The following is a 26679-nucleotide window of genomic DNA, read 5'->3' on the forward strand; positions in this document are numbered from 1 at the left end:
AAACCGTCATCGGGCGACGTAGCCGCCGTCGACGGGGAGGGCGACGCCTACCACGAAGCTCGCTCCTGGGCTGCACAGCCACAGGACCGCCTGGGCGATCTCCTCGGCCGTACCGAGGCGGTTGATGGGCTGGTTGGCCTCGGCCTCGGCGCGGTCGAGATCCCCCTTGGCGATCATGTCGCTGACCATCGGGGTGTCGATGGTGCCGGGGCAGATGGCGTTGATACGGATGCCGCGCGGGGCGTATTCCAGGGCCGCGCTGGTGGTCAGGCCGATCACGCCGTGCTTGGAGGCGTGATAGGAGGCACGGCCGGGAAGGCCCACCAGGCCGCCGAGGGAGGAGCAGTTGACGATGGCGCCGCTGCCCTGGGCGCGCATGTGCCGCAGCTCGTGTTTCATGCAGGCCCACACACCGCGCAGATTGATGGCGTTGACCCGGTCGAACCGCTCGGCGGGTTCCTCAGCGGCGTCGCTGGCCGGGATCTGGATGCCGGCGTTGTTGTAGGCGAAGTCCAGGCGCCCGAAGGTCTCCACCGTGCGGTCGACCGCGGCCGCCACTTGGTCCTCGTCGCTGACGTCGCAGGTGAGGGCGAGTGCTCGGTGACCGGCGTCGGTGAGTTCCTTGACGGCCGCGTTCAGGGCGGCTTCGTCGATGTCGGTGAGGGCGACGGCGGCCCCCGACTCGGCGAAGGCCCGCGCGGTCGCCAGGCCCATGCCGGAGCCGGCGCCGGTGACGAGGGCGACCTGGCCGGTGAAGTCGTAGGTGGGGTTCACGTGCGTTTCTCCCGTTGAGAGTGCGCCGGGTCAGGACGCTGCTTCGATGGTGATCTTGGTGGCGGTGGCGAGGCGTTGGGTGTCGCCGTTCATGTGGCCGAGGATGATCAGGCCGGCGTCGCTGGAGCCGCTGCCGCGGTAGAAGAGGGCCAGGTTGCCCCAGGGCGCGTAGTACGCCAGGTCACCGGGCTTGGCTTCGGCGGCGTCCGGGGCGCCGGAGGTGGACAGCCGACGGGGCAGGTCAGCGATCTTCTCCGTCTCGTGGAAGTCGCTCAGGTTCAGCGTGAGCGGGAGCAGGGTGGCGAAGTCGCGAGCCGTGGCGCTGTCGTTCAGGGTGGCGTCGACCCGGTGGCCGTCGATGGTGAGCCGGAGGTTCATGGCGGTGCCCTTGTCCTCGGAGGGTGAGGCTGGTGGCTCCGGCGTTCGCTGCGAAGCGGACGCGGAGGCGGACGGCCCGGAAGACGCGGACGGGGACGTCTCATCGGTACAGGCGGTGACCGCCAGCAGTAAGGCGGCCGGTACGGTGCGTGCAAGAGTGGAACGCGTGGTCAGGCTCACGGCACCCTCCGGGGGCGTCAGTCGGGCAGGGGCTCGGCGTAGTGGCGGAAGCCGTCGCGCCTGAGGTGGATGTCGTACAGGCGGTCGGCCAGCACTTCAGGGCTGCTGTGCTCGGCGTCGGGGCGGATGGCTCCCGGGATGATCAGCTGGGCGGTGTGGATGTTCTCCGGGGCGAGCGCGTCGTGGAGCATGTGGGCGTAGGCGCTCTCGGCGGCGAAGGCGACCGAGGTGCCGGCGACCTTGGGGTTGGGGCGTACGGCGCTGCCGCCGTTGACGAACAGCAGGGTGCCGCGGCCGAGTTCGCGCATGCCGGGCAGGACGGCGTTCACCGCGGTGACCGGGCCCTTGACGGAGAAGGCGAGGGGCGCTGAGAGATCGTCGGCGGTCGTCTCCAGGATCGGCTTCATGAAATCGGCGCGAGGGACGGGGCTGTACTGCAGGATCTCGATTGGCCCCAGGGCGGCTGCGACCGCGTACAGGGCCGCGTCCAGTGACTCGGTGTCGAGGACGTCGGCGGTGAAGCCCCGCGCCTGGATGCCGTCGCGGGCCAGCTCGGCGGTCAGTCCGTCCAGTTTCTCGGCGTTGCGGGAGATGAGGGCAACGGTGTGGCCGGCGGTTCCGAAGCGGCGGGCGGTGGCGAGCCCGAGGCCGGGGCCGGCGCCGACGAGGGCGAAGGTCGTCATGGTGAGTCCTTGTGGGTGGAGAGGCTTCGCTCAGGCTTGGGGAGGGCCTTGCCGGCACGGCGCTCGGGATGGCCGTGCCGGCTGCTCTATGTCGAGCCTCACACGCCGAGGCAAGAGCGAAAAGCGGAGAAAGACATCCGGGGAGGAAGGTATCCAGGGACGAAACTCTCCCTCCTTCCTCAGGTGCGCCCGGTGTCATGCTGAACGGCATGACCGGCAATGTTCCCCTCAATGAACTGGGAGAATTCCTCAAGAAGCGCCGCGCCGAGCTGAGCCCGCGCACCGTTGGCCTGCCCGACAACGGCGGTCCCCGCCGGGTCGCCGGGCTGCGCCGCGAAGAGGTCGCCCAGCTCGCCAGCATCAGCACCGACTACTACACGCGTCTCGAACAGGGCCGTATGCAGGCGTCCGCGCCCGTGCTGGACACGCTCGCCCGAGTGCTCCATCTCGACGATGACGAACGCGGCTATCTCTTCCAGCTCGCCGGCAAGATCACCACCCGCGCCCGGAACCGGGGCCGGCAGAAGGTCCAGCCGCAGTTGCAACGGGTGCTCGACGACCTCACCGCCACCCCGGCCATCGTGCAGGGCCGGCGCGGGGACGTCCTGGCCTGGAACGCGCTGGCTGCCGCGCTGGTCACCGACTTCTCCCGGATCCCGGAGAGGCACCGCAACTACCCGCGGATCATCTTCACGGATCCGGCCATGCGTACGCTGTACGCGGACTGGGAGACCTCCGCGCGGCTCGCCGTGGCGCAGTTGCGGATGGAAGCCGCGCAGTATCCGGAGGACCCCCGCCTGATCGAGCTGGTCGGTGAACTGTCCCTGCGTGACAAGCAGTTCGCCCAGTGGTGGGGCGACCACAAGGTCGCGGCCCGCACGGTGGGCACGAAGACCCTCAACCACCCGGTGGTCGGCGAACTCGTCCTGGACTGGGACACTTTGACCGCCAACACCGACCCCGACCAGCACCTCACCGTCTGGACGGCCGCACCCGGCTCCCCCACCCACGAGCGGCTGCGCATCCTCGCCTCCTGGGCCGCCGACCAGAACCTGCCAGCTTCTCCCCCGCTCACCTGACCACGTGCCCGTCGAACGGCAGACGGCCGGCCGACCTCGTCCGCGCCGGAGCCCGCTTCGAACACGGTCACCTCGTCGAACGTGAGGAGACGAGAGCGGCATGATCCTTGTGCCAATTACCCTGCGCCCATGGCCAACCTGCATGAGCTGCATTCCATCCATGACGTCCGCAGCGCAGCAAACGGTGATGCGCTGCTGCTGTGGGCCGCTGGCGATCTATCGAACGGCACGCGGGCCTTTTCCCTCGGTGAGGCCACAGCGGTGGCGGCGCCGGCGCTGTCCTGCCGCGATCGCCTTGCCGTCACCGGCCCTGCCGACGACGCCGCAGACTTGATCCGCGCCGTTCTGCCGCAAGTCGGCCCTGCCTTCCGGCCTATCGGCGACGAGGATCTTATCCGCAGCCTCGTGACCTGCGTTCCGGAACTGGAGATTGTCGACGCTTTCGGATGGATGCAGACAGAGACCTCCACCAGCCGCCGCGACGGGGCCGTGTGGCTGACCGCATCGGATCATTCCGACATCGCCAGGTTGCTGAACGAGGCATTCCCGAATTCCTACGCCCGACCCGATCGGCCGGGCGTGCGTTGCTGGGCCGGTGCCCGCGATGAATCCGGAACGCTGCTGGCATGTGCCGCCGACGCCTGGAGCGCGCCGAGTGTCGGCTTCCTCGCGGGTGTCGCCACTGCCGAACAAGCGCGCGGGCGCGGTATAGGCACGGCCGTGTGCCGTCTCGTCCTGGACCGCCTTGTCGTCGACCACGGCGTGGCCGCGTTGATTGTCGACAGCTGGAACACAGCCGCCGTTCGCCTCTACCGTGGCCTCGGTCTGTCATGGCGTCCTCTCGCAGCCGCCCGCGTCACCGACCGCTGAATGCCTCCGCGCCGCACGACGCCAAGAACCATCGAGCCACAAGAGTTGATGCGATGAAGGGTCGGGGCCTCCGCCCCTGTGGGTTCCCGGGTAGGTCCCAGGTGGCTCACATTCGTCACGGCGAGGGCGGCCCCTGGTGAGCGAGTATGACGGACACCAGTACGTCGGCATCGACTTGCATCGCAGGCGGTCGGTGATCGTGCGGCAGACTGCGGACGGGATGTAGCTGAGCGCGGTACGCATCCTCAACGACCCGGTCGCGTTGGGTCTGCAGATCGAGAAGGCGGGCATTCGCCCCGACATTGTGCTGGAAGCCACCTACGGCTGGTACTGGGCAGTCGACGCCCTGCAGGCCGCCGGGGCGGAGGTCCATATGGCCCATCCGCTGGGCGTGAAGGGCGGGCTTCGCCTACCGACGAGTGAAGAACGATATCCGCGATGCCGCAGACATGGCTGACCTGCTGCGCATGCGGCGGCTGCCGGAGTCGCGGATCGCCCCGCCCTAGGTGCGGGAACTGCGCGGCCCATGACCTGACCGGCAGTTACCGCAAGGCGGCCAAGTTGGTGGGCTGTGACCACCACATGGTCCGCCGCTACGTCCAGCTCCGCGATACCGGCACCGAGCTGAGCACGCGGGCACCGAGGCCGAAGATGATCGACGCGTTCCTGCCCAAGATCGAGGAGCTGGTCGAGCAGTCGCGTGGGGTGATCGGACAGCCACCGCCTGTCCGAAGCCACCAATGGCAACGGAGTCGTCTCCCTTTCCTGGGAAATCACCTTCCTCGGTGGGCATTTCGTGCCCACCGAGGAGAAACCATGTCCACGGACGTCAGCTCATGCCCCGCTGCGGAAACCCCTGACCGCGAGTGTGTTGTGCTTCCTGCCCGCCACCGGGGACGTCTTGGTGTCCGCTGACACACCCGAGCGGAACTTCTGCTCCGCAGATGCTCCGGATAGGGGCCGGACCTGCCTATCGGCAGGAGCGGCTTGATCGACTCCTACTCGCTGTCCGACAGTTCCCCTCGCGCCATCCCAGACATGTATCAGCAGCTCTCCTGCACCGCTGAAGGCAGGTCCCTGCTCTCTACGAGCACGTCCGCTCAGATAGGAGTGTGAGCGCAGAGACGCTGCTCAGGTGCGGTCGGATCCGAACAGTCCGTCGACAATCTGCCGCAGGACCGCCTCCTCCTGGTCGGGGTCCTCCGTCCGCTCGTACTCGGTGAGCGCGATGCCGGCGAGCGTGAATTCCTCTGTCAGTGTTCGCACCGCTCCGAGGAGCTGTTCGACACCGAGCCCACCGGGTTCGGGTGTGCCGACGGCCGGGAACACCTGAGGGTCAAGGACATCGAGGTCGATGTGGATGTACACCGCCTCGGCGCCGGTGGCACGCACTGAGGCCAGGAGCGGCCCCGGTTCCGCCAGTTGCTCAACGCTGATGTGTCGGATGCTGCGACTCTCGACAAGGTCCTGTTCACCCGGGTCCAGCGACCGAGCGCCCGCCAGTACCACGCGGTCGGCCCGCACGCTGCGGAGCGGCCGCAGGCCCTCTGGCCCGTCGCCGATGAGCGCGCGCAGCACCATGCCGTGGAATGCTCCGGATGGTGACGATTGAGGGCTGTTGAGGTCTGCGTGCGCGTCGAACCACACCAGCGCCAGCCGGTCCCCGAACGTGGAGAGCGCGGCCTCGACCGGGGCGAGATCGACCGCGCAGTCACCACCGATCGTCACGGTCCGGGCGCCTGGCGGAACCTGGGCCAGGGCCTTGCGCACTGCTTGCAGGTGTCGCTCCAGGACGTCGGCGTTCTGCACTCCGTCCCGCGAGTTCCCAACGCCGCTGTCGAGTACGACCGTGCACCATGGACCTTCGGGAATCAGCTCGGCAAGCCGGGCAGCCCCACTACGCAACCTGACGGCCGTCGCGGCCCCCGAGCCTTGCCACTGCCCTACCTCAAGTACGACCTGACCGGACACGAAACTCTCCCCCTCCAGGCTGATCAATACAGCCTATGCCGCTGGTCTGGCCATGCAGCAAGCCGTGTCACATTCCGAACCGATGGCACGAACTGCCTGGTCGGCCACTAGGGCGCGTATCGAGTCGTGATCAGTCTGGAGATTCGCCCTCGCGGCGGGTCCTGGACGGGTAGATCCTTTTGCGTGACGCGAGTGCAACTGACTGACGAGGAATGGGAGTTCATCGGGCCGTACCTGCCGATCGGTGAGTACGGCCCGTATCCCGAGCGGCTGCGGCAGCAGTTCGAGGGGGTGATGTGGCGGTTCAAGACCGGCGGGCAGTGGCGGGAGATGCCGCAGGAGTTCGGCGCCTGGTCGACCGTTCACAACCGCTTCCGGCAGTGGCGTGACGCCGGCGTCTTCGAGGCCCTGCTGGAGGGCCTGATCGCGGAAGCCGCGAAGCGGGGCGAGGTAGACCTGTCATTGGTCAGCATCGACTCCACCACCGCGCGCGCTCACCACGACGCTGCCGGGATGCACCTGGGCGAGGACGTCCTGACCGCCCTGGAGAAGGCTGCAGCCGAGGCGGAGAAAGCCAGGCCAAAAGGGGCAGCCTCGAAGAACAGAACGGGCAGGACACCGAAACCGGTCCCGAGCGGGAGGAGCGCCGACGCATCCGGCGTCGGCGAACACTCCGGCTGAAGGCCGCTCTCCTCGGACGCTCCAGGGGCGGGCAGACCAGCAAGGTCCACCTCGCCGCCGACCGCAAGTGCCGCCCGCTGGCGTTCGTGCTGACCGCGGGCCAGGCCGCGGACAGCCCGCAGTTCATCCCCGTGCTGGGGAAGATACGGGTCCGCGGCCCCGTCGGCCGTCCCCGCACCCGGCCGGACGCGGTCGCCGGGGACAAGGCCTACTCGTCCCGCAGCAATCGCGCTCACCTGCGCAGACGCGGCATCAAGGCAGTGATCCCGGAGAAGAAGGACCAGGCCGCGAACCGGAAGAAGAGGGGCTCCGGGGGCGGTCGGCCCGTCAGCCACGACACCAGCCTCTACAAGGAGAGGAACACCGTCGAGCGCCTGATCAACAAGCTCAAGGCCTGGCGAGGCGTCGCCACCCGATACGACAAGACCCCAGACAGCTATCTCGCCGGCCTACACCTGCGCGCCTCGATGATCTGGATCAAAGACCTCATCCGGACCGCCCATTGATCACGACTCGATACGCGCCCTAGCGGAGTTCTGCCATGGGGTGTCTCCCGACAGGCAGGGAGCGAGGGATCTGGGTGCCCCGGACGCGGGGAGGCGGACCGGGGCCCGGGCCCAACGGTATGCCCGGTCTTCCCGGGTAGCGGCGTCCCTGACGGGATGCTGATGGTGATCGGGACAACCCTGACGGGACGCTGACGCCCCGGTCCGAGGGTGTGGAAAAGGGCCGTCAGAACGCCACCAAGAAGCCGCCTACAGGCTGTTCAACGTCTCTGAGAAGCAGTGAGATGGAGGGACTTCCTGGAAGTACGTCGGCGGGACCTCCGTCGGCCGTGTGTGCGAAACGGTGAATGTGATGACCGAGTCCGGCGCGATCCCAGCCCCACGTGTCGTGGTGGGAGTCAGCGGTTCGCCGGGATCTCTCACCGCCCTGCGCCGGGCCGCCGAGGAGGCTCGGCTCCGGGAAGCGGAGCTGTGGGCGGTTCTGACCTGGGAGCCGCCCGAGGGGGATCTTCAGGCACGCCGGTCCCCGTACACCTCCTTCATCATCGACGAGTGGCAGCGCCGGGCGAGGGAGAAGCTGGTCACCGCGCTCACGGAGGTGTTCGGCCCCGGCGTGCCGGATTTCCCCCTGCAGGCTCTCGTCGCCCGGGGTGCTCCGGGGCGTGTGCTCGTGCGGATCGCTGAGGGCGAGCAGGACGTTCTGGTCGTCGGTGCTGGGCGGCATGGGTGGCTGCACCGGGTGCTGCGGCCTTCGGTGAGCCGGTACTGCCTCGCCCACGCCACCTGCCCGGTCCTTGCGGTGCCGCCCTCACCACTGGAGGCCGGGCTCAGGGCCGTGCACCGCCGTAACATGCTGGGGCTGCGGCTGGACACGCAGCGGATGTGGAAGGAGTTCGCCACGGCTCCGCCCGTCGTCTGAGGCTCTAGGAGGCTCGGCTGCTCACCGCCTGACGGCGGATGTGCGGTCGGGCTCTTCCGGGCGGCGCCCGGGTGCCGTCGGCAGGGTGAGGACCATGGTGAGGCCGCCGCCGGGGGTGTCCTCGGCGTTGAGGGTGCCGCCGATGGCCTCTGCGAAGCCGCGCGCGACCGCGAGGCCGAGGCCGACGCCGGCGCCGCGCGGTGAGTCGCCGTAGCGCTGGAACGGTTCGAAGATGCGGGACTTGGCCTCGTCCGGGACGCCGGGGCCGCGGTCCACGACCCGGACCTCCACCCGGTCGGCGATCGCGCTGGCCGAGACCAGGACCGGCTCCCCCGGCGGGCTGTACTTGACCGCGTTCTCGACCACGTTGGCGACCGAGCGCTCCAGCAGGCCCCGGTCGACGTCGACCATCGGCAGGGTCTCCGGGATGTCCAGCTCCACGCTGTCCTCGGGGACGCCGCCCAGTGCCATCGGGATCACCTCGTCCAGGTCGGTCTCGCGGATGATCGGCGTGACCGTGCCGGTCTGGAGGCGGGACATGTCGAGGAGGTTGCCGACGAGGTGGTCCAGGCGGTCGGCGCCCTCCTCGATGGCCTCCAGGAGGTCGGCCTGGTCCTGGGGCGACCATTCGACGTCGTCCGAGCGGAGGGAGGTGACGGCGGCCTTGATGCCGGCGAGCGGGGTGCGCAGGTCGTGGCTGACGGCTGCGAGCAGGGCGGTGCGGATGCGGTTGCCCTCGGCCAGTTCCTTGGCCTCGTCGGCCTTCTGCTGCAGGCGCTGGCGGTCCAGGACCACGGCGGCCTGCGCGGCGAACGCCGCGAGCACCCGGCGGTCCTCGGCGGGCAGGACACGGCCGGAGAGCGCGAGTGACATGTGGTCGCCGACGGGCACGTCGACGTCCGCGTCGTCGGGGGTGGTGCAGGGGCGGGGGCCGACGCTGCCGGCGCAGGTCCAGGGCGCGATGTCGCTCTCGCGTTCCAGGAGGGCGGCCGACTCCATGCCGAAGGTCTCGCGGACCCGGTCCAGTAGGGCTTCCAGGGTGGTCTCGCCGCGCAGGACGTTGCCGGCGAGGAAGGAGAGGATCTCGGACTCGGCCCTCAGCCGGGCGGCCTGGTGGGTGCGGCGGGCGGCCAGGTCCACCACGGACGCGACGGAGACGGCGACGCCGAAGAACACGGCGATGGCGACGATGTTCTCCGGGTCGGCGATCGTCCAGGTGTGGACTGGTGGGGTGAAGTACCAGTTCAGCAGGGCGGATCCGACCACCGCCGAGGCCAGGGCGGGGAGGAGGCCGCCGAGCAGGGCCGCCGCCACCGTCAGGGTCAGGAACAGGAGCATGTCGTTGGCGAGCCCGATGTCGGGGATGACACTGCTCAGGAGCCAGGTCAGCAGCAGCGGTCCGGCGATTCCGGTCAGCCAGCCCCAGATCAGCCTGGTCCGGCCGAGCCGCGCGCCCCTGCCGGGGACGGGAAGTCCTCGGCCCTTGCCCACCTCGTCGTGGGTGATGAGGTGGACGTCGAGGTCGGGACCGGATTCCCGGGCCACCGTCGCGCCGACGCCGGGACCGAAGACGTACTGCCAGCCCTTGCGGCGGGAGACGCCGAGGACGATCTGGGTGGCGTTGACGCCTCGGGCGAAGTCGAGCAGGGCGGCGGGGATGTCGTCGCCGACGACGTGGTGGAAGGTGCCGCCCAGGTCCTCCACGAGGGTGCGCTGGACGGCCAGTTCCTTCGGGGAGGCCGACGTCAGGCCGTCGCTGCGGGAGATGTAGACGGCCAGGACCTCGCCCCCGGCTCCCTTCTCGGCGAGCCGGGCAGCGCGGCGGATGAGGGTGCGTCCCTCGGGGCCGCCGGTGAGTCCGACGACGATCCGTTCGCGCGAGCCCCAGATCGTGGAGACGCGGTGCTCGGCACGGTACTCGGTCAGGTACGCGTCGACCCGGTCGGCCACCCACAGCAGCGCCAGCTCGCGCAGAGCGGTCAGGTTGCCGGGGCGGAAGTAGTTGGAAAGCGCCGCATCGACCTTGTCCGGCTTGTAGATGTTGCCGTGCGCCATCCGGCGGCGCAGCGCCTCCGGGGACATGTCGACCAGCTCGATCTGGTCGGCCCGCCGTACGACCTCGTCCGGGACGGTCTCGCGCTGCCGTACTCCCGTGATCGACTCCACGACGTCACCCAGCGATTCGAGGTGCTGGATGTTGACCGTGGAGATCACGTCGATCCCGGCGGCGAGCAGTTCCTCCACGTCCTGCCAGCGCTTGGTGTTGCGCGAGCCGGGGACGTTGGTGTGGGCGAGTTCGTCGACCAGGGCGACCTGGGGGTGTCGGGCGAGGACGGCGTCGACGTCCATCTCGGTGAAGGTGCTGTCCCGGTACTCGATCTCCTTGCGCGGCACCTGTTCCAGGCCGTGCAGCATCACCTCGGTGCGCGGCCGATTGTGGTGTTCCACGAAGGCCACGACGCAGTCGGTACCCCGCTCCACCCGGCGGTGCGCCTCGGAGAGCATGGCGTAGGTCTTGCCGACGCCGGGTGCCGCGCCGAGGTAGATCCGGAGCTTGCCGCGTGCCATGTTCACCCTTCGAAGCGGTAGCCCATGCCGGGCTCGGTGATGAGATAGCGGGGGTGGGCGGGGTCCGATTCCAGTTTGCGGCGCAGCTGGGCCATGTAGACGCGCAGGTAGTTGGTCTTGTTGCTCTGCGAGACCCCCCACACCTCCTGGAGCAGCTGCTTCTGGGTGATCAGCCGGCCGGGGTTGGTCACCAGGATCTCCAGCAGATGCCATTCGGTGGGGGTCAGGCGTACGTCGCGCCCGTCCCGTACGGCCTTCTTCGCCAGCAGATCGAGGGTGAAGTCCTCCGTCTCCACCAGCGTCGTCTCGGGGACCAGAGGGGTCTCCTCGGTGCGTCGGACGGCGGCCCGCAGCCGGGCCAGCAGCTCGTCCATGCTGAACGGCTTGGTGACGTAGTCGTCGGCGCCCGCGTCGAGGGCCGCGACCTTCTCGTCGGACGCCTGACGGGCGGAGAGGACCAGGATCGGGACACGGGTCCAGCCGCGCAGGGCCGTGATGACATCGACGCCGTCCATGTCGGGCAGGCCGAGATCGAGCATCACCACGTCCGGCTGGCGGGCGGCGGCCAGGCGGAGCGCGGTGGCGCCGTCGGGGGCGGCGTCCACGCCGTAGTGACGTGCCTGCAGGTTGATCACGAGGGCCCGTACGAGCTGCGGGTCGTCCTCCACCACGAGCACCCTGGTCATGGGTGTGTGCCTTTCCTGTCATGCCTGCGGGAGTCGGCACCCTGGGGTGCCGACTCCCGTCGCGGATCGCGTAAGGCGGTCACTTCTTCGCCACGAGGTCCTTGAGCGCGATGTTCAGCTCCAGGACGTTCACCCGGGGCTCACCCATGAAGCCCAGGGTCCTGCCCTCGGTGTGGTCCTTGACCAGCTTCTCCACCGCGGAGACGGGCAGGCCGTTCTTCGCGGCGACGCGGTGCACCTGGAGTTCGGCGTAGGCCGGGGAGATGGCCGGGTCCAGTCCGGAGCCGGAGGAGGTCACCGCGTCCGCGGGTACGTCCGAGGGCTTGACCGTGTAGCCGGGCACCGAGTTGTCCTTGACGACCGCGGCCTTGGCGTCCTGCACCTGCTTGATCAGCACCTTGCTGTCGGCGGACAGGTTGGTGGCGCCGGACAGGATCAGCTTGTACTGCGTGTTGACGCTGTTCGTGCCGAGGCCGTTGGCCGGGCGGCCCTGGAACCACTTCAGGTCCGCGTCCGGCGTCTGCTGCCCCTTCTTCAGCGGAAGGTTGTACGACTGTCCGATCAGGGACGAGCCGACGACCTTGCCGTTAGCCCTGATCTCGGAGCCGTTCGCCTTGTCGTGGAACAGCCCCTGGGCGATGCCGGTGATCACCAGCGGGTAGACGACGCCGGTCACCAGGGTCAGCACGAGGAGGGCGCGGAGGCCCGCCCCGAGCAACCGGGCGGTGTTCGTTACGGAGTTGTTCATGGCGATCAGCCGATTCCGGGGATGAGGGAGATGAGCAGGTCGATGAGCTTGATGCCGATGAAGGGTGCGATCAGGCCGCCGATGCCGTAGATCCCGAGGTTGCGGCGCAGCATCTTGTCGGCGCTCATGGGCCGGTATTGCACGCCCTTCAGGGACAGCGGCACCAGCGCGATGATGATCAGCGCGTTGAAGATGACGGCCGACAGGATCGCGGAGTCCGGCGAGGACAGCTGCATGATGTTCAGCTTGTCCAGGCCCGGGTAGACCGCCGCGAACAGCGCCGGGATGATCGCGAAGTACTTCGCAACGTCGTTGGCGATGGAGAACGTCGTCAACGCGCCCCGGGTGATGAGGAGTTGCTTGCCGATCTCCACGATCTCGATCAGCTTGGTCGGGTTGGAGTCGAGGTCGACCATGTTGCCGGCCTCCTTGGCGGCCGACGTACCGGTGTTCATCGCCACACCGACGTCCGCCTGCGCGAGAGCGGGCGCGTCGTTCGTACCGTCACCGGTCATCGCGACCAGCTTGCCGCCGGCCTGCTCCCGCTTGATGAGGGCCATCTTGTCCTCGGGGGTGGCCTCGGCGAGGAAGTCGTCCACGCCCGCCTCCTCGGCGATCGCCTTCGCGGTCAGCGGGTTGTCACCCGTGATCATGACGGTCTTGATGCCCATGCGGCGCAGTTCCTCGAACCGCTCGCGCATGCCGTCCTTGACGACGTCCTTCAGGTAGATAACACCGAGGACCCGGGCGCCCTTGTCGTCGTGCACGGCGACCAGCAGCGGGGTGCCGCCGGCCTCGGAGATGCGGCTGGCTGTCGCGTCCGCGTCCTCGGCGACCGTGCCGCCCTGCTCCTCCACCCAGGCGATGACCGAAGCCGTGGCACCCTTGCGGATCTTCCGGCCGTCGACGTCCACACCGGACATACGCGTCTGAGCGGTGAACTCGATCCACTCGGCGCCGACCAGTTCGCCCTGGTGCCGCTCGCGCAGCCCGTACTTCTCCTTGGCGAGGACGACGATCGAGCGGCCCTCCGGAGTCTCGTCCGCGAGTGATGACAGCTGAGCCGCGTCCGCGACCTCCGCCTCGGTGGTGCCCCTGATCGGTACGAACTCGGCGGCCTGACGGTTGCCGAGGGTGATGGTGCCGGTCTTGTCGAGCAGCAGGGTCGACACGTCACCGGCGGCCTCGACCGCACGGCCCGACATGGCGAGCACGTTGCGCTGCACCAGGCGGTCCATGCCCGCGATGCCGATCGCGGAGAGCAGGGCTCCGATCGTGGTCGGGATCAGGCAGACCAGCAGGGCGACCAGCACGACCATGGTCAGGTGCGTGCCCGCGTACGTCGCGAACGGCGGCAGGGTCGCCACCGCCAGCAGGAAGACGATGGTCAGCGAGGCCAGCAGGATGTTCAGCGCGATCTCGTTGGGCGTCTTCTGCCGGGCCGCGCCCTCGACCAGGTTGATCATCCGGTCGATGAATGTCTCACCGGGCTTCGTCGTGATCTTGATGACGATCCGGTCGGACAGGACCTTCGTACCGCCGGTCACCGCGCATCGGTCACCGCCGGACTCGCGGATGACCGGCGCGGACTCACCGGTGATCGCCGACTCGTCCACCGACGCGACGCCCTCGACGACGTCGCCGTCACCGGGGATGACGTCACCTGCCTCGCAGACGACCAGGTCACCGATGGTCAGCTCGGTGCCCGCAACCTGCTCCTCGGACGTGCCGTCCGCGAGCAGCCGACGGGCGACCGTGTCGGTCTTGGCCTTGCGCAGCGTGTCGGCCTGGGCCTTGCCGCGGCCCTCGGCGACCGCCTCCGCCAGGTTGGCGAAGATCACCGTCAGCCACAGCCAGGCGCTGATGGTCCAGCCGAACCAGTCGCTCGCATGCTGGAAGGAGAAGACGGTGGTCAGGACGGAGCCGATCCACACCACGAACATCACGGGCGACTTGACCATCACCCGCGGGTCGAGCTTGCGGAAGGCGTCCGGCAGCGACTTGACCAGCGCCTTGGGGTCGAAGAGGCCCGCTCCGACACGGCCCTCGGCGGGCTTGTGCCCGGTGGGGACGTCGCTGTGCGGCGCCCGGGTGGGAGTGGCTGTGGACATCGAGTCCTCTTGCTTGTCTATGCGAGTGGTCATGACGCCAGCCCCTCGGCCAGCGGACCCAGCGCGAGGGCCGGGAAGTAGGTCAGACCGGTGATGATGAGGATCGCGCCCACCAGCAGGCCGGTGAACAGCGGCTTCTCGGTGCGCAGGGTGCCCGCGGTCACCGGGACGGGCTTCTGCTCTGCGAGGGAGCCGGCCAGCGCCAGCACGAACACCATCGGCAGGAAGCGGCCCAGCAGCATCGCGAGCCCGGTCATGGTGTTGTACCAGTCGGTGTTCGCGTTCAGACCGGCGAAGGCAGAACCGTTGTTGTTCGACGCGGACGTGAACGCGTACAGGACCTCGGAGAACCCGTGCGCGCCGGAGTTGAGCATCGAGTGCGGCGGGGTCGGCAGGGCCATGGAGGCGGCGGTGAAGACCAGCACCAGGGCGGGGGTGATGAGGATGTAGCAGGCGGCCAGCTTCATCTCGCGGCCGCCGATCTTCTTGCCCAGGTACTCGGGCGTACGGCCGACCATCAGGCCGGCGATGAACACCGCGATGACCGCCATGATCAGCATGCCGTAGAGACCGGAGCCGGTGCCGCCGGGCGCGATCTCACCGAGCATCATTCCCAGCATCGCGATCCCGCCGCCCAGGCCGGTGAAGGAGGAGTGGAAGGAGTCCACCGCACCGGTCGAGGTGAGGGTCGTCGAGGTCGCGAAGATCGACGACGAGCCGACGCCGAAGCGGACCTCCTTGCCCTCCATCGCCCCGCCCGCGGCCTGCAGCGCCGGGCCGTGGTGGGCGAACTCCGTCGCCATCATCAGGGCGACGAAGCCGAACCAGATGACGCCCATGGTCGCGAGGATCGCGTAGCCCTGCTTCACCGAGCCGACCATCACACCGAAGGTGCGGGTCAGCGAGAACGGGATCACCAGGAGCAGGAAGATCTCGAAGAGGTTGGTGAATGGGGTCGGGTTCTCGAAGGGGTGGGCGGAGTTGGCGTTGAAGTAGCCGCCACCGTTCGTGCCCAGTTCCTTGATGGCCTCCTGCGAGGCGACCGCGCCGCCGTTCCACTGCTGCGAGCCGCCCATGAACTGGCCGACCTCGTGGATGCCGGAGAAGTTCTGGATCGCACCGCACGCGACCAGCACGATCGCGGCGATCGCCGCGCCCGGAACCAGGATGCGCAGCGTGCCGCGCACCAGGTCGGCCCAGAAGTTGCCCAGCTCACCGGTGCGCGAGCGGGCGAAACCCCGGACCAAAGCCACGGCGACGGCGATGCCGACGGCCGCGGAGACGAAGTTCTGCACGGCCAGACCGGCGGTCTGCACGACGTGCCCCAGGGTCTGTTCGCCGTAGTACGACTGCCAGTTGGTGTTCGTCACGAACGAGACGGCCGTGTTGAACGACTGCGCCGGGTTCACCGACGAGAACTTCATCGAGCCGGGCAGCACGCCCTGCAGCCGCTGCAACAGGTAGAGGAACAGGACGCTGACCGCTGAGAAGGCCAGCACGCCGCGCAGATACGCGGGCCAGGTCATCTCGGTGTCCGGGTTGGCACCGATGGCCTTGTAGATCCAATTCTCGACGCGCAGGTGCTTGCGCGAGTCGTAGACCTTGGCCATGTAGTTGCCGACGGGGACGTAGGCGAGCGCCAGTGCGCCGATGAGGGCGAGCAGCTGGAGCACGCCCGCAAGTACGGGACTCATGTCTGTTCTCAGAACCTCTCCGGGAAGATCAGGGCGAGGACGAGATAGCCCAGCAGGGCGACGGCCACGACCAGGCCGACGACGTTTTCGACGGTCACAGCTTCGTCACCCCCTTGGCGACAAGGGCCACCAGCGCGAAACCCGCGAGCACGGTGACAACGAAGGCCAGATCGGCCATCGCGAACTCCTGGAGTGAGGTTCGGTTGAAACGGACGCTTAGAGGAAAGCGCCTCTCTGGCTGGATCGGGTCGCCCGTTGACGACCCTCATACGGCCGTCGCAGCACATTTGACGGGACTCTTACGCCGCCTGACCTGTACGGGTCGGTAAGCGTGCGTGACAGCCGGTGACCTGGCTCACAGCCGGAAGCGAAGTCGGCAGATCACCGCGTCCGTCTCACGGCGCACGGCATGGGCGACCACCGCGCCCCGCTGGTTCTGCAGCAGCCGCTGCCACAGCCGCTCCGGCTCCGCCTCGGGGATCAGCACAGTGACCCGGGTGCCGGGCTCCGCGGCGGCCGTCTCACGGACGTACGCGGCGATGGGACGGCCAAGGCTGCGCCGCGTGCAGGGCAGCCGCACCAGTCGCACACCGGGGTCCCACTCGGCCCAGGACCGCTCCAGGGCATGCAGCTGAGCCCGGTCCTCGGGGTCCGGGTAGCAGACGGTCACCGCGCGGACCTCGTCACCAAGGGAGACGGCCGCGGTGAGCGCCGCCGACGTCAGCCGGGACAGCGTGGACACCGGCACGATGACCAGGGAGCGCTCCCGCTGCGGTACCTCTGGTGTGCGGCCGAGCCCGAGCCGCTCGCCGATCCGGCCGTAGGCGCGGTGCACGGTCTCGAAGGCCGCCACCAGCAGCAGCAGAGCGATCACGATCAGCCAGGCGCCCTCGGTGAACTTGCTCGCCGTGACGACGACCGTCGCGACGCCGGTGAGGACCGCGCCGAAGCCGTTCAGCAGCGCCTTCCCCCGCCAACCACGCCCCCGCCCCGACCGCCAGTGCCGGACCATCCCCACCTGGGCGATCGTGAAGCCGACGAAGACACCGATGGCGAACATCGGCACCAGAGTGTTGGTGTCGCCGCCGGAGAAGACCAGCAGCCCGGCCGAGACCACGGCGAGCGCGAGGACACCGTGCCGATGCACCTGGCGGCCGGCCCTCAGGGCGAAGACGTGCGGCGCGTAGTTGTCCCGGGCGAGCAGCTTCAGCAGCACCGGCAGCCCGCCGAAGGACGTGTTCGCGGACAGCGCCAGCAGGATCATCGTCGCGAACTGGATGACGTAGAAGGCCCAGTTGTGGCCGAGCGAGGCGTCCGCGAGCTGGGCCAGGACTGTAACGCCCTCCACCGGCTGGAGGTGGAAGCGGCCGATCAGCACCGAAAGACCGATCAGCATCAGCCCGAGTACGGCACCGAGGGCGACCTCCGCGCGCTGGGCCCGGCGTGCGCGCGGCACCTTGAAGGACGGGACAGCGTTGGCGATGGCCTCCACGCCGGTCAGCGCGGCGCAGCCGGAGGCGAATGCTTTCAGCAGGAGCAGCGCGCCCACGCTGGACGCGTTGTCCGACAGGACGGAGGCATGTCCGGCCGCAGTGACCGTACTCACGGGGTGGGAGCGGAAGAGCCCGACGGCGACGAGGACGAAGACCGAACCGACGAACACGACTGTCGGCACGATGAAAGCCTTCGCCGACTCCACGATCCCCCGCAGGTTCACTCCGGTGATCAGCGTGAGCACGGCCAGGCACAGCCACAGCCGGTCGCCGTAGAGCGACGGAAAGGCGGAGGTCAGTGCCGCCACACCCGCCGTGACGGCGACGGCGACGTTGAGGACGTAGTCCAGCACCAGCGAGGCGGCGGCCACCAGGCTGGTCCGCGCGCCCAAGTGCGTCCTGGCCACGGCGTAGGAGCCGCCGCCGTCCGGGAAGGCCGCGATCACCTGGCGGTACGACGCCACCAGCACCGCAAGCAGCGCGGCGATGGCCAGCGTCACCGGCAGCGTGAAACCCAGTCCGCGCGCACCCGCGCCGGCCAGGACCAGGACGATCGCCTCCGGGCCGTACGCCACGGACGCCATCGCGTCGAGCGACAGGGCCGCGAGCCCGGTGACGGCGGTCAGCCGGTGGCGTTCGCCGGTATCAGGGGGTTCCTCGCCGGCGGGGACGGCATCCGGCTCGGTGGTCAGGATGGACATGGGTGCGTGCTCCTTACTTCTTTCACCACGCGCGATGACCACGACGTGCGCGAGTGCACCCAGGATCTGACCGTTTACAGCGGCATCTGGACCTTCCTTGCGGCATCTTCGCGCCCAGTCGGCCAACCTTGACGCGATCTTGGCGGCCGTCTCCGTCAGAGCCGTATCAAGGTCCGTCACTCGAGCTCTCCCGGTGACTACCGTCTCCGCCATGGCACGCCCTGATGGCTCCAGCGAGGTGGCGAACGACCTCGACTGGACGAGGCAGTTGTGGAGCGCCGTCCGCTGCGCCGGGGTTCTGCTTGCATGGCTGCTCCTGGTCGACTGGGGCACCGGCCGGATGGCCGTGTGGCGCATCGTGCTGTGGTTCGCCCTTGCCGGGCTGCTCTTCGTCGTGCTGTTTCCCGCCCGCGTGTCCGCCGGCCGCAACTGGCTGGCCTCACGTCGACTGGTGCGCGAGCAGCGGGTGCGGACGGACTTGCTGGTGTCGGTCCGTTGCCTGGACGGCATCTCCCCGCTGCTCGTGCTATGGGATGCCCGGGGCGGGCGGGTTCAGATCGATCCCGAGGTCCTGGTCCGCAACCCGCAGTTGTGGTTCCGTCTGCACGAGGGCGCGGGCAAGGCAGCGGCCGACGGTCTGCTGCTGTGCGGGCAGACTGCGCTGCGCCGTCTGTCGGACCGCATGGACCGTGAGACGGCACGTGCCGTGTTCAAGGCTTCCGGGCTGGACTAGCTCGCCGGGTCGTCCTGGTGGGCGCCGGACAGGACGGCGAGGGTGGCCAGGTCGGTGGCCTGCGCCGGTGTTCCGGCCGGACGCACGACACCGCGGAAGACCTTGCCCTCGACCTGCAAGGTGTGGCCGTGGCCGACGGCGGCCTCCGCCACGAGTTCGGGTACGGCGGTGTCGGCGTCGGACAGCACCGTGGTGGAGGTGTCCTGCACCGCCGCCGCTCCAGGTGCCGGCCACGCTCGCGGTGGAACATCCGCACCACCAGCCGGATCGACGGGTTGAGGGTGCGAGCCAGCAGGGCGGCGGTCATGTTGGCCTGGTCGTCGCGGTAGGTGAGAGCGAGCGCGGCAGCCCGCTCGACCCCGGCCGCCCGCAGGGTCCGCTCGTCGGGGCGCGCGCAGACGAGCAGCTCCACCGGGGACCGCGGGTCCTCGTGCAGCGCGGCGATCCCCGCCCCGTACTCGTCGTCCCGGGACGGCACCACCACCGTGACGACCTCGCCGCACACCGCGTCCAGTTCGAGCGCGAGCCGGTGCGCGAGTCCGTCGTCACCGCAGATCACCATGTGCTGCGAGCGCTGTCCAAGTTCGGTTCTCGGGTGGAGAGTTGACGTCACACCGGAAAGGACCGGCGGGAGGCGTGGCACCGTTCCACCAGGCGGTCCCGTCCGACGTCAGGATCCCGTCAGGGAATCCGCCGCGCCTGGCTCATCACCCGCGTACCGGCCCCGCCGTGTCCAGCGCGGCGCCCGTCTGGTCGGCCAGGGTCACGGCGACCAGCCGCGCCTGGAGCGCGGGTACGGCGCCCGGGCCGGGGGTGAGCATGAAGCGGCCGAGATAGCGGCCATTGCCGTACGCCCGGAGTTCGATCTCGCCCTCGGGCCAGCCGTCGGTGTCGGGGTTCCTGCTGCGCCGGCCGACCGTCACGCTGCCGTCCTTCTCCAGGCGCGGCGGTCGGCCCACCAGGCTGCCGTACTCGAAGCGGCAGGCGCGCAGGCCGAGCAGGTCGGTCAGCTCGGTGCGGACATGGTCGACCACGGTGTCCGCCGAGTTGACGGACTGCACGAGGTCGGCCGTGCGGTGGATGCGCGCCAGATGGTCCGCGTCCGTCACCGTCATGACCTCCAGTCGACGGGCGCGGGCCGCGAGCTGGGAGACGATCACGCCGACGACCAGCAGCAGCACCGCCGTCTCGATGTCGGCGGATGCGTTGATGTCGAAGGTCTGGTATGGCCGGGTGAGGAAGAAGTCGAACCAGGCCGCCGCGGACAGGGCCGCGATCACACCCGCCGCGCGGCTGCCCAGTGCGGCCACCGCCACGACCACGACGACGAGTACGAGCGCCGCGTTCGTGTGCGTGAGGCCCGTTCGGAACGGGACGAGGGCGAGCGCCACCAGGAACGGGGCGGCCAGGCCGGCCGCCAGGGCGAGCCGGTCCCTGAGTGGCCAGGGATGAGCCGGGGTGTGTGTGCGGTGGAGCCTCCAGGCGCCTGTCTCCGTGCTCATCGCGCACCTCCTGCGCTCTGCTCGGTGGGTTCGGCCCCTACGCTCTGATCGGAGATCGGCAGCGACACGACCATCGTAAGACCGCCGCCGGGCGTGTCCTCAGGGCTGAGGGTGCCGTTCATGGCCTCGGTCAGGCCCCGGGCGAGGGCCAGGCCAAGGCCGAGTCCGGTGGTGTTGTCGTTGTCGCCGAGCCGCTGGAACGGTTCGAAGATCCGCTCCCGACCGGTCTGCGGCAGTCCCGGGCCCCGGTCCACGACTCGCAGTTCCACCTGGCCGGCCAAGGCGCTGGCAGTGACCATCACCTTCCGTCCCGGTGGGGTGTGGCGGGTGGCGTTGCCGACCAGGTTGGCGATCACCCGTTCGAGCAGGGGCGGGTCGGCCAGCACGGCCGGGATGTCCTCGACGTCAGCGACCTCGACCTCCGGCACATCGAGGAGTGCCATGGGCAGGACCTCTTCCAGGGAGGTGGCGCGCAGGTTCAGGGTGAGGGCGCCGGCCTCCAGACGGCTGAGGTCGAGCAGGTTCTCCACCAGGCGGTTGAGCTTGGCCATGGACTCGTCGGCAGTGGCGAGGAGCTCGTCGCGGTCCTCGGCGGAGAAGGCGACATCGCGGCTGCGCAGCGAGGTGACAGCGGCCCAGCCGGCGGCGAGCGGGGTGCGCAGGTCGTGGCCGACAGCGCGCAGCAGGGCGGTGCGCAGCCGGTCGGCGGCCTTCACGGGCTCCACCTCGGCCGCCGCCTCGGCGAGGCGGGCACGCTCCACGGCGGAATTGACGTGCGCGGCGAACGCGGCCAGCACCCGCCGCTCGGACGACGACAGGGTACGGCCGCGCAGCACCAGGTACGTCCCCGGGCCGGCCGGCACCACGGTGGCTCCGTCGGTATCCGGCGGCTCGTCCGCCAGCTCGGCCGAATCCATGCCGAAGGTCTCCCGCGTCCGCTCCAGCAGGGCCGGGATCGTCGCCTGGCCGCGCACGATGGTGCCGGCCAGCGAGGACATGGTCTCGGCCTCGGCGGTGGCCCGCGCCGAGCGCCGCGACAGCCGCAGCGAGCGGTCAACGACGGCGGCCACGGTGGCCGCGACGACCGCGAACACGGCCAGTGCCAGCAGGGCGTTGGCATCGTGCAGGGTGAAGGACCCGATGGGTGGGACGAACCAGTAGTTGAGCAGCAGCGACGCCGTCACCGACGCGATCACGGCCGAGGCGACCCCGCCTATGCAGGCCACACCCACCACGGCCAGCAAGAACAGCAGTGCCTCACTGGTCAGGTCCAGCGTCCCGCGCAGCTGGGCGAGCACGGCGGTCAGCAGCACCGGCAGGACCAGCCCGGCCACCGGGCCGGCGATCAGCCGGGCTGTGGACAGGGTACGGCGGCGGGACGGCAGCAGGGTGCCGCGGCCGGCCCGTTCGTGGGTGACCCGGTGGACGTCGATGTCGCCGGACAGCTCGGTCACGGTCTCCCCCGTGCCGGGCCCGGTCAGGAACCGCTGCAGCCGTCCCCGCCGGCTGGTGCCCAGTACCAGCTGGGTGGCGTTCTCGGCGCGCGCGAACTCCACCAGAGCCGTGGCCACGTCATCGCCGACCACCGAGTGGTAGCTGCCGCCGAGGTCCTCCACCAGCCGGCGCTGCCGGGCCAGCGAGGCGGCCGAGACGCCGCCGGCCAGGCCGTCGCTGCGGGCCACGTGCACGGCGAGCAGATCGCCGCCGGCCGACCGGGCGGCGATCCGCGCCGCCCGCCGGATCAACGTGTCCCCTTCCGGCCCTCCGGTCAGGGCGACGACCACCCGCTCCCGGGTCTCCCACACCCCGCCGATGCCATGCTGCGAGCGGTACTCCTGCAGCGCCTCGTCCACCCGGTCCGCCACCCACAGCAGTGCTAGCTGCCGCAGGGCCGTGAGGTTGCCCGGCCGGAAGTAGTTGGCCAGGGCCGCGTCGATCTTCTCGGGGGCATAGATGTTGCCGTGCGCCATCCGCCGGCGCAGTCCCTCCGGCGGCATGTCCACCAGCTCGATCTGCCAGGCCCTTCGCACGACCTCGTCGGGCACGGTCTCGTGCTGCGGGACGTTGGTGATCTTCTCGACGACGTCGTTGAGGGATTCCAGGTGCTGGATGTTCAGCGCGGTGATCACATCGATGCCGACGGCGAGCAGGGCGTCGATGTCCTGCCAGCGCTTGGCGTTGCGGCCGTCCCCGGGAATGTTGCTGTGCGCGATCTCGTCCACGATCGCGACCTGCGGGCGACGGGCCAGGACCGCGGCCAGGTCCATCTCCTCGAAGCCCCCGCCGCGGTAGGTGCAGGAGGCGCGGGGGACGACCTCCAGGCCGTCGAGCATCGCTTCCGTGTGCTGACGACCGTGGCACTCCACGAAGCCCACCACCACGTCCGCCCCGCGGGCGGCGCGGCGCCGCCCCTCGTCGAGCATCCGGTAGGTCTTGCCGACTCCCGGGGCCGCTCCGAGGTAGACCTTCAGTCGTCCGGGCCGTACGTCACTCATCGCTGCCGATGTGCTCCGCTCGCTGCGTCAACTTCCCCCGTTTGCAGGGGGCTGCTCCTAAGGAAGCCCCTCCGAGGGCCGTGCGGGACGCGTCTTAGCGCTTCCTTGGCGCCGATCCCGAAGACCTTGACACTGCCTTGGCGTGACTTGGGCCGATAGGGTGAAGGCGGTGTGCCGGGAAGTCTGGTCGGCAGGGGAGCCAGGGTGGCTCCCTTTTTCAGCCCCAGGGGGACGGCATGCGGAGCGTCGGCACGGTACTCGCGTTGGTCATTCTGGCCACTGTGGTGGCGACCTTCGCGCGCCGCTGGCGCATCCCCGCCCCCTCGCTGCTGGTCGTCGCCGGCCTCGCGGTGGCGCTGCTGCCGGGCACCCCCCAGATCGAGATCAGCCCGGAGATCATCGGCCTGGTGGTGCTACCGCCGTTGTTGTACGCGAGCGCGGAGGACATGCCGTGGCGTGAGCTGCGGGCGGTGTGGAAGCCGGTCGGGATCCTCGCGATAGGGCTGGTCCTCGCGTCGGCCGCGGCCGTCGGCGCGGTGGCCGCCCTGGTCACTCCGCTGTCCTGGCAGATGGCGTTCGTCCTGGGCGCGGTGCTGGCCAGCACCGACCCGGTGGCCGTGACCGCGCTCGGCCGCCGACTCGCCCTGCCGCCGAAGGTACAGGTCCTCGTCCAGGCGGAGAGCCTGTTCAACGACGCGACCTCGCTGGTGCTGGTCCGGGTGGCGGCCGGGATAGCGATCGCCTCGGCGGCGGCGAACTGGGGCGCGGCGGGCGGCCAGTTCCTGCTGCTGGCCGGCGGCGGCACGGTGATCGGGACGGCGGTGGCCGCCGTGGTCACGCTGATCCGGCGCCGTACCGAGGACCCGGTGCTGGAGACGGTGATCGCCCTGGTCACGCCGTACGCCTCCTATGTGCTGGCGGAGGCCGCGCACACCTCAGGGGTGACGTCGTGCGTGGTCGCCGGGGTGATCCTGGGCGGGCGGGGTGACCGGCTCACCAACGCCCGCATACGGCTCCAGCTGCACGCCGTGTACGGCACGGTCGTCTTCCTGCTGGAGAGCGTGGTCTTCTCCCTCATCGGGCTTGCCCTGCCGGCGCAGGTGCGAGCCTTGGCCGACGGTGACCGGGCGTGGCCTCTCTACGCTCTGGCCGTCGCGGCCACCCTCATCGCGGTACGCCTGCTCTGGCTCGCGCCGCTGTCGGCGGTCGTGCAGCGCAAGGGCGGCATCAGCCGCCTGAACTGGCGCATCCCGATGGTGCTGACCTGGGCGGGCACACGCGGCGTGATGCCGCTGGCCGCCGCCCTGTCCATCCCCGAGATCGCCAAGAACGGCGCTCCGCTCCCCGACCGACCACTGGTGCTGGTCCTGACCACCTCGGTCGTGGTCGTCACCCTCGTCGGACAGGGCTTCACCCTCGCACCGGTCGTCCGCGCCTCCGGCATCGCCCTGGAGCCCGCCCACACCGAACGCGAGGAAACCGAGGCCCGCTCCCACCTCGCCCACGCCGGCCTCGCCCGCCTGGAGGAACTGGCCGAACTGGAAGCCGTCCCCGACATCGTCCTCGACCGGCTGCGCCGCGGCCTGAACGCCCGCCTGGAGGACGCCCGCGACCGCCTCGCCGAGCACAACGGCACCGCCGTCGCCACCGAATCGGCCGACCTGGTCTACCGCCAGCTGCGCCGCGACCTGATCGCCGTCGAGACGTCGGAACTGCAGCGCCTCTACGACGCCCACCGCATCAGCGACACCACTCGCCGCCGCCTGCAGCGGTCCCTGGACCTGGAAGAGGCACGACTGGCGGACGCCTGAAGCGAGATGGACGGCGCGTTCCGCGTGGACGTGTCTGGTGCCGGTCTCGCCCTGCTCGCGATCGCGTGCGACGTCGGGCGCGTCGCAGGGCTGACGTGTGACATGCGGCCCCCGCCCGAGGGGAGCCTGGGCCTGCGCCATGGGCTTCCGGATACTCGCCGGGATCCTGACGGTCGTGGCGGTCCTGACCCTCCTTGGTCCAGCCGACGGTCGGACGACTGCTCAGCGGAACTCCGCCAGCCGCGGTCGCAACCCCAGCGCCGTGAGCGCCATCGCCGCGAGGAGCAGACCACCCGCCCAGGGAAGCAGGTCGCTCACCGCCGAGCGGCCGTCCCGCACCGAGGAGGCGAAGTGGGCCCGGTTGATGTCGGTCACCTTGTCCAGGGCGGCCATCCACGCGCCGAAGTAGGCGTTGGAGGTGCCCGGCTTCCAGTCCATGCAGAACTCCACCGCCTCGCGTTCCTGCCCAGCCGCAAGCAAGGCGCGGATCTTGCGGTCATCGCGCTGGTAGACGGCGTACGTCTCCACGGTCTGCTCGGCCGCGGCCCGCTCGCCGGGGAAGGTGATGTTGTCCAGCTCGCGCCGGAACTCGCCGGTGAAGCGCAGGTCGTGGTGATCGGTCTCGTACGCCCGCCAGCTGGTGGACAGCCCGTCGTCGTACGTGTCGAGGGTCGCTCCTCGGATGCCGTAGAGCTGCTGGGACTTGGCGAGGAACGAGCGCGCGTACTGGTCGCGGCGCTGCGGGTCGAGCAGATAGCGGCTCTCGTCGGCGTTGGCGTCGTAGGCGATGGCCCGGGCGCGGGAGAGGGCGACGACGGAGTCGAAGGCGTCTCGGCGGGCGCCGCGCAGATCGCCGGACGAGGACGTCAGCATCTGCGCGCCCAGGATCACCGCGAGCAGGGTGCACAGTGTGCCGGCGACGAGCGGCGGGTTCAGGATCCGGTGGAAGCGCCGGGCCAGATACCACTGGAGGAGAGCGAGGACGGCCAGCAGGAACAGGCTCAGCGCAGTGGTGGCCACCAGCTGGGCGGAGAGGGTCGAACGGGCGGCGGTGTACTCCGCGTCGAAGACACGGTCGTTGGAGGCCACCAGTGTGCGGGACTCGGGCAGCAGCTTGACCTGCAGCAGGTCGGTCGCCTTGCGGTAGTCGGCCAGGGCGGCCGCTTTGCCGCCGGCGTGTCCGTCGTTCTCCAGGGCGCGTCCGATCAGCTCCTGGTACTCGGCGAAGTCGTCGGTCAGGTTCTCCACGGTCTTCTCGTCGGCCCGGTCGCCCTGGGCCGCGACGGCGAGGGTCCGCAGGTCGTGACCGATCTCGCGACGGGCGCTGCCGTAGAAGCCGACCGCCTTGTCATACGGCGTCTGCAGGCGGCCCTTCCCGGCGTCGCCGCTGGACAGCAGGATGTTGGCGGCCTGCGCGTCCATGTCGTTCAGGGCCAGGTTGAGGTCGGCGGCGCTGGTGGTGCGCGGCGCGTCCCGTCCGGCGACGCTGTCCCAGGTGCCGCTCACGGCCAGCCCGGCGACGGTCAGCAGTGCCGTCACGGCGGTGGCGAGCAGGAGCGTGGCCGCGCGCAGAAGGCGCAGCCGCGCGGGCACGGTGGCCCAGAAGCGACGGCGCAGAGCGGCCCGCACGGCCACAGCCCGCTGCCCCAGGCGCAGCCCCGGACCCGGTCCGGCCGTCCGCGAATACCCTCGTCTTCGCGGTCCGGGGCTGCCCCCGGGCTGGGCGACCGCCGCCCGTGGCCGTGCTCCTTGCTCGGTCCTTGGACCCTGCGCTGATCCGGCCGTGAGAGTCACGGTCCCTCCAACGTCACCGCCACGGACGGTCGCCCGTCCCCCGTTGCCGATCAGTCTGCGACCAAAAATCGGCCACCCCGGCTCGCCTTGACGGCTCTCTTATGGCGAATCAGCTTGGTTTGACGGCGCTTTGACGTCGGCCGGCGTGGCGCCGTATGAGTGCCGCAAATTCAGTGCTCGTCACGCCGGTCGAAGCGGCGAGCGGGACTAGGGTCCGTCTTCAAACGGATCTTGCCCAGAGCAGGAATGACGCGAGGGTGACCGCCGCTTCGTAGGAGGTGGCGGTCTTGTCGTATCTGGTG

21 protein-coding genes and 3 pseudogenes are annotated in these 26679 nt (G+C 69.8%); 8 read left to right on the forward strand and 16 right to left on the reverse strand.

All coding sequences use genetic code 11. The features are described 5' to 3' along the window. Nucleotides 1–6 precede the first annotated feature (6 nt). The 3 genes from ACZ4SW_RS24730 to ACZ4SW_RS24740 form a co-directional block, all read right to left on the reverse strand. Nucleotides 7–774: an SDR family NAD(P)-dependent oxidoreductase gene (locus tag ACZ4SW_RS24730; protein WP_351481458.1), complete on the reverse strand. Its 768-nt coding sequence runs from the start codon at nt 772–774 to the stop codon at nt 7–9. Nucleotides 775–804: 30 nt separating this feature from the next. Beyond that, nucleotides 805–1152 carry a cyclophilin-like fold protein gene (locus ACZ4SW_RS24735; protein ID WP_468249600.1) on the reverse strand — a complete coding sequence of 116 codons (348 nt, stop codon included), beginning with the start codon at nt 1150–1152 and terminating at the stop codon, nt 805–807. Nucleotides 1153–1349: 197 nt separating this feature from the next. Next, nucleotides 1350–2015, reverse strand: coding sequence for an SDR family NAD(P)-dependent oxidoreductase (locus ACZ4SW_RS24740; RefSeq protein WP_468249605.1), 666 nt, complete (start codon nt 2013–2015; stop codon nt 1350–1352). Nucleotides 2016–2212: 197 nt separating this feature from the next. Between ACZ4SW_RS24740 and ACZ4SW_RS24745 the strand changes: the two genes are divergently transcribed. From ACZ4SW_RS24745 to ACZ4SW_RS24760, 4 genes and pseudogenes are all read left to right on the forward strand, one after another. Beyond that, a complete protein-coding gene (locus ACZ4SW_RS24745; RefSeq protein WP_468249609.1) occupies nt 2213–3094 on the forward strand; it encodes a helix-turn-helix domain-containing protein in 882 nt (293 codons plus the stop codon). 129 nt (nt 3095–3223) lie between these two features. Further along, nucleotides 3224–3964 (forward strand): GNAT family N-acetyltransferase, encoded by a 741-nt coding sequence (locus ACZ4SW_RS24750; RefSeq protein ID WP_468249614.1) that lies wholly within the window; start codon nt 3224–3226, stop codon nt 3962–3964. A gap of 262 nt (nt 3965–4226) precedes the next feature. Beyond that, nucleotides 4227–4421, forward strand: coding sequence for a hypothetical protein (locus ACZ4SW_RS24755; RefSeq protein WP_468249618.1), 195 nt, complete (start codon nt 4227–4229; stop codon nt 4419–4421). A gap of 74 nt (nt 4422–4495) precedes the next feature. After that, nucleotides 4496–4675 (forward strand): annotated as a pseudogene (locus ACZ4SW_RS24760) (IS21 family transposase); the annotation flags it as partial. A gap of 420 nt (nt 4676–5095) precedes the next feature. Here ACZ4SW_RS24760 and ACZ4SW_RS24765 read toward each other — a convergent pair. Beyond that, nucleotides 5096–5773, reverse strand: a complete 678-nt coding sequence (locus tag ACZ4SW_RS24765; RefSeq protein WP_468249621.1) for an arginase family protein — start codon at nt 5771–5773, stop codon at nt 5096–5098. A gap of 345 nt (nt 5774–6118) precedes the next feature. Between ACZ4SW_RS24765 and ACZ4SW_RS24770 the strand changes: the two are divergent. Continuing rightward, nucleotides 6119–7122, forward strand: a pseudogene (locus ACZ4SW_RS24770) (IS5 family transposase). 352 nt (nt 7123–7474) lie between these two features. Then, a complete protein-coding gene (locus ACZ4SW_RS24775) occupies nt 7475–8041 on the forward strand; it encodes a universal stress protein (RefSeq protein ID WP_468249625.1) in 567 nt (188 codons plus the stop codon). A gap of 21 nt (nt 8042–8062) precedes the next feature. Here the strand turns inward: ACZ4SW_RS24775 and ACZ4SW_RS24780 are convergent, their stop codons facing one another. The 7 genes from ACZ4SW_RS24780 to ACZ4SW_RS24810 all read right to left on the reverse strand — a co-directional run bounded on the left by ACZ4SW_RS24780 (nt 8063) and on the right by ACZ4SW_RS24810 (nt 18042). After that, entirely contained in the window at nt 8063–10609 is a 2547-nt protein-coding gene (locus ACZ4SW_RS24780; RefSeq protein WP_468249629.1) for a DUF4118 domain-containing protein, read from the reverse strand. A gap of 2 nt (nt 10610–10611) precedes the next feature. Beyond that, on the reverse strand, nt 10612–11295 hold the full coding sequence (locus ACZ4SW_RS24785; RefSeq protein WP_468249634.1) for a response regulator: 684 nt from the start codon (nt 11293–11295) through the stop codon (nt 10612–10614). Nucleotides 11296–11374: 79 nt separating this feature from the next. Beyond that, on the reverse strand, nt 11375–12043 hold the full coding sequence (locus tag ACZ4SW_RS24790) for a potassium-transporting ATPase subunit C (RefSeq protein ID WP_365329554.1): 669 nt from the start codon (nt 12041–12043) through the stop codon (nt 11375–11377). Nucleotides 12044–12048: 5 nt separating this feature from the next. Next, nucleotides 12049–14187 (reverse strand): potassium-transporting ATPase subunit KdpB, encoded by a 2139-nt coding sequence (kdpB, locus tag ACZ4SW_RS24795; RefSeq protein ID WP_468249641.1) that lies wholly within the window; start codon nt 14185–14187, stop codon nt 12049–12051. After that, nucleotides 14184–15848 carry a potassium-transporting ATPase subunit KdpA gene (gene kdpA / locus ACZ4SW_RS24800; RefSeq protein WP_468249646.1) on the reverse strand — a complete coding sequence of 555 codons (1665 nt, stop codon included), beginning with the start codon at nt 15846–15848 and terminating at the stop codon, nt 14184–14186. The genes kdpB and kdpA overlap by 4 nt, the downstream gene beginning before the upstream one ends. A gap of 8 nt (nt 15849–15856) precedes the next feature. After that, nucleotides 15857–15946, reverse strand: coding sequence for a K(+)-transporting ATPase subunit F (gene kdpF / locus ACZ4SW_RS24805; RefSeq protein WP_037770757.1), 90 nt, complete (start codon nt 15944–15946; stop codon nt 15857–15859). 257 nt (nt 15947–16203) lie between these two features. Then, nucleotides 16204–18042, reverse strand: a complete 1839-nt coding sequence (locus tag ACZ4SW_RS24810) for an APC family permease (RefSeq protein WP_468249653.1) — start codon at nt 18040–18042, stop codon at nt 16204–16206. 211 nt (nt 18043–18253) lie between these two features. Between ACZ4SW_RS24810 and ACZ4SW_RS24815 the strand changes: the two genes are divergently transcribed. Beyond that, nucleotides 18254–18775 (forward strand): hypothetical protein, encoded by a 522-nt coding sequence (locus ACZ4SW_RS24815; RefSeq protein WP_468249659.1) that lies wholly within the window; start codon nt 18254–18256, stop codon nt 18773–18775. On the opposite strand, the gene ACZ4SW_RS24820 is transcribed toward ACZ4SW_RS24815, so the two are convergent. The 4 genes and pseudogenes from ACZ4SW_RS24820 to ACZ4SW_RS24835 all read right to left on the reverse strand — a co-directional run bounded on the left by ACZ4SW_RS24820 (nt 18772) and on the right by ACZ4SW_RS24835 (nt 22772). Continuing rightward, nucleotides 18772–18984 carry a hypothetical protein gene (locus ACZ4SW_RS24820; RefSeq protein WP_468249725.1) on the reverse strand — a complete coding sequence of 71 codons (213 nt, stop codon included), beginning with the start codon at nt 18982–18984 and terminating at the stop codon, nt 18772–18774. The two genes, ACZ4SW_RS24815 and ACZ4SW_RS24820, sit on opposite strands and share 4 nt — an antisense overlap. Nucleotides 18985–19046: 62 nt before the next feature. Next, nucleotides 19047–19337: pseudogene (locus ACZ4SW_RS24825) on the reverse strand (NAD-binding protein); the annotation flags it as partial. Between the two features lie 145 nt (nt 19338–19482). After that, nucleotides 19483–20277 carry a DUF4118 domain-containing protein gene (locus ACZ4SW_RS24830; RefSeq protein WP_468249664.1) on the reverse strand — a complete coding sequence of 265 codons (795 nt, stop codon included), beginning with the start codon at nt 20275–20277 and terminating at the stop codon, nt 19483–19485. Then, on the reverse strand, nt 20274–22772 hold the full coding sequence (locus ACZ4SW_RS24835; protein WP_468249669.1) for a sensor histidine kinase: 2499 nt from the start codon (nt 22770–22772) through the stop codon (nt 20274–20276). The genes ACZ4SW_RS24830 and ACZ4SW_RS24835 overlap by 4 nt, the downstream gene beginning before the upstream one ends. 236 nt (nt 22773–23008) lie before the next feature. On the opposite strand from ACZ4SW_RS24835, the gene ACZ4SW_RS24840 reads away from it, so the two are divergent. Beyond that, nucleotides 23009–24583 (forward strand): Na+/H+ antiporter, encoded by a 1575-nt coding sequence (locus ACZ4SW_RS24840; RefSeq protein WP_468249674.1) that lies wholly within the window; start codon nt 23009–23011, stop codon nt 24581–24583. A gap of 222 nt (nt 24584–24805) precedes the next feature. On the opposite strand, the gene ACZ4SW_RS24845 is transcribed toward ACZ4SW_RS24840, so the two are convergent. After that, nucleotides 24806–26212, reverse strand: coding sequence for a hypothetical protein (locus ACZ4SW_RS24845; RefSeq protein ID WP_468249679.1), 1407 nt, complete (start codon nt 26210–26212; stop codon nt 24806–24808). Nucleotides 26213–26679 lie beyond the last annotated feature (467 nt).

This window comes from Streptomyces sp. NPDC028331, assembly GCF_055565775.1.

Excerpts from the sequence above, each read along its gene's own strand:
- ACZ4SW_RS24840 (WP_468249674.1), top strand. The coding sequence starts at position 23,009 with ATGCGGAGCGTCGGCACGGTACTCGCGTTGGTCATTCTGGCCACTGTG.
- kdpA (WP_468249646.1), bottom strand. The coding sequence starts at position 15,848 with ATGAGTCCCGTACTTGCGGGCGTGCTCCAGCTGCTCGCCCTCATCGGC.
- ACZ4SW_RS24775 (WP_468249625.1), top strand. The coding sequence starts at position 7,475 with ATGACCGAGTCCGGCGCGATCCCAGCCCCACGTGTCGTGGTGGGAGTC.
- ACZ4SW_RS24830 (WP_468249664.1), bottom strand. The coding sequence starts at position 20,277 with ATGAGCACGGAGACAGGCGCCTGGAGGCTCCACCGCACACACACCCCG.
- ACZ4SW_RS24745 (WP_468249609.1), top strand. The coding sequence starts at position 2,213 with ATGCTGAACGGCATGACCGGCAATGTTCCCCTCAATGAACTGGGAGAA.
- ACZ4SW_RS24785 (WP_468249634.1), bottom strand. The coding sequence starts at position 11,295 with ATGACCAGGGTGCTCGTGGTGGAGGACGACCCGCAGCTCGTACGGGCC.
- ACZ4SW_RS24735 (WP_468249600.1), bottom strand. The coding sequence starts at position 1,152 with ATGAACCTCCGGCTCACCATCGACGGCCACCGGGTCGACGCCACCCTG.
- ACZ4SW_RS24810 (WP_468249653.1), bottom strand. The coding sequence starts at position 18,042 with ATGTCCATCCTGACCACCGAGCCGGATGCCGTCCCCGCCGGCGAGGAA.
- ACZ4SW_RS24815 (WP_468249659.1), top strand. The coding sequence starts at position 18,254 with ATGGCACGCCCTGATGGCTCCAGCGAGGTGGCGAACGACCTCGACTGG.
- ACZ4SW_RS24740 (WP_468249605.1), bottom strand. The coding sequence starts at position 2,015 with ATGACGACCTTCGCCCTCGTCGGCGCCGGCCCCGGCCTCGGGCTCGCC.
- ACZ4SW_RS24790 (WP_365329554.1), bottom strand. The coding sequence starts at position 12,043 with ATGAACAACTCCGTAACGAACACCGCCCGGTTGCTCGGGGCGGGCCTC.
- kdpB (WP_468249641.1), bottom strand. The coding sequence starts at position 14,187 with ATGACCACTCGCATAGACAAGCAAGAGGACTCGATGTCCACAGCCACT.
- ACZ4SW_RS24750 (WP_468249614.1), top strand. The coding sequence starts at position 3,224 with ATGGCCAACCTGCATGAGCTGCATTCCATCCATGACGTCCGCAGCGCA.
- ACZ4SW_RS24780 (WP_468249629.1), bottom strand. The coding sequence starts at position 10,609 with ATGGCACGCGGCAAGCTCCGGATCTACCTCGGCGCGGCACCCGGCGTC.
- ACZ4SW_RS24835 (WP_468249669.1), bottom strand. The coding sequence starts at position 22,772 with ATGAGTGACGTACGGCCCGGACGACTGAAGGTCTACCTCGGAGCGGCC.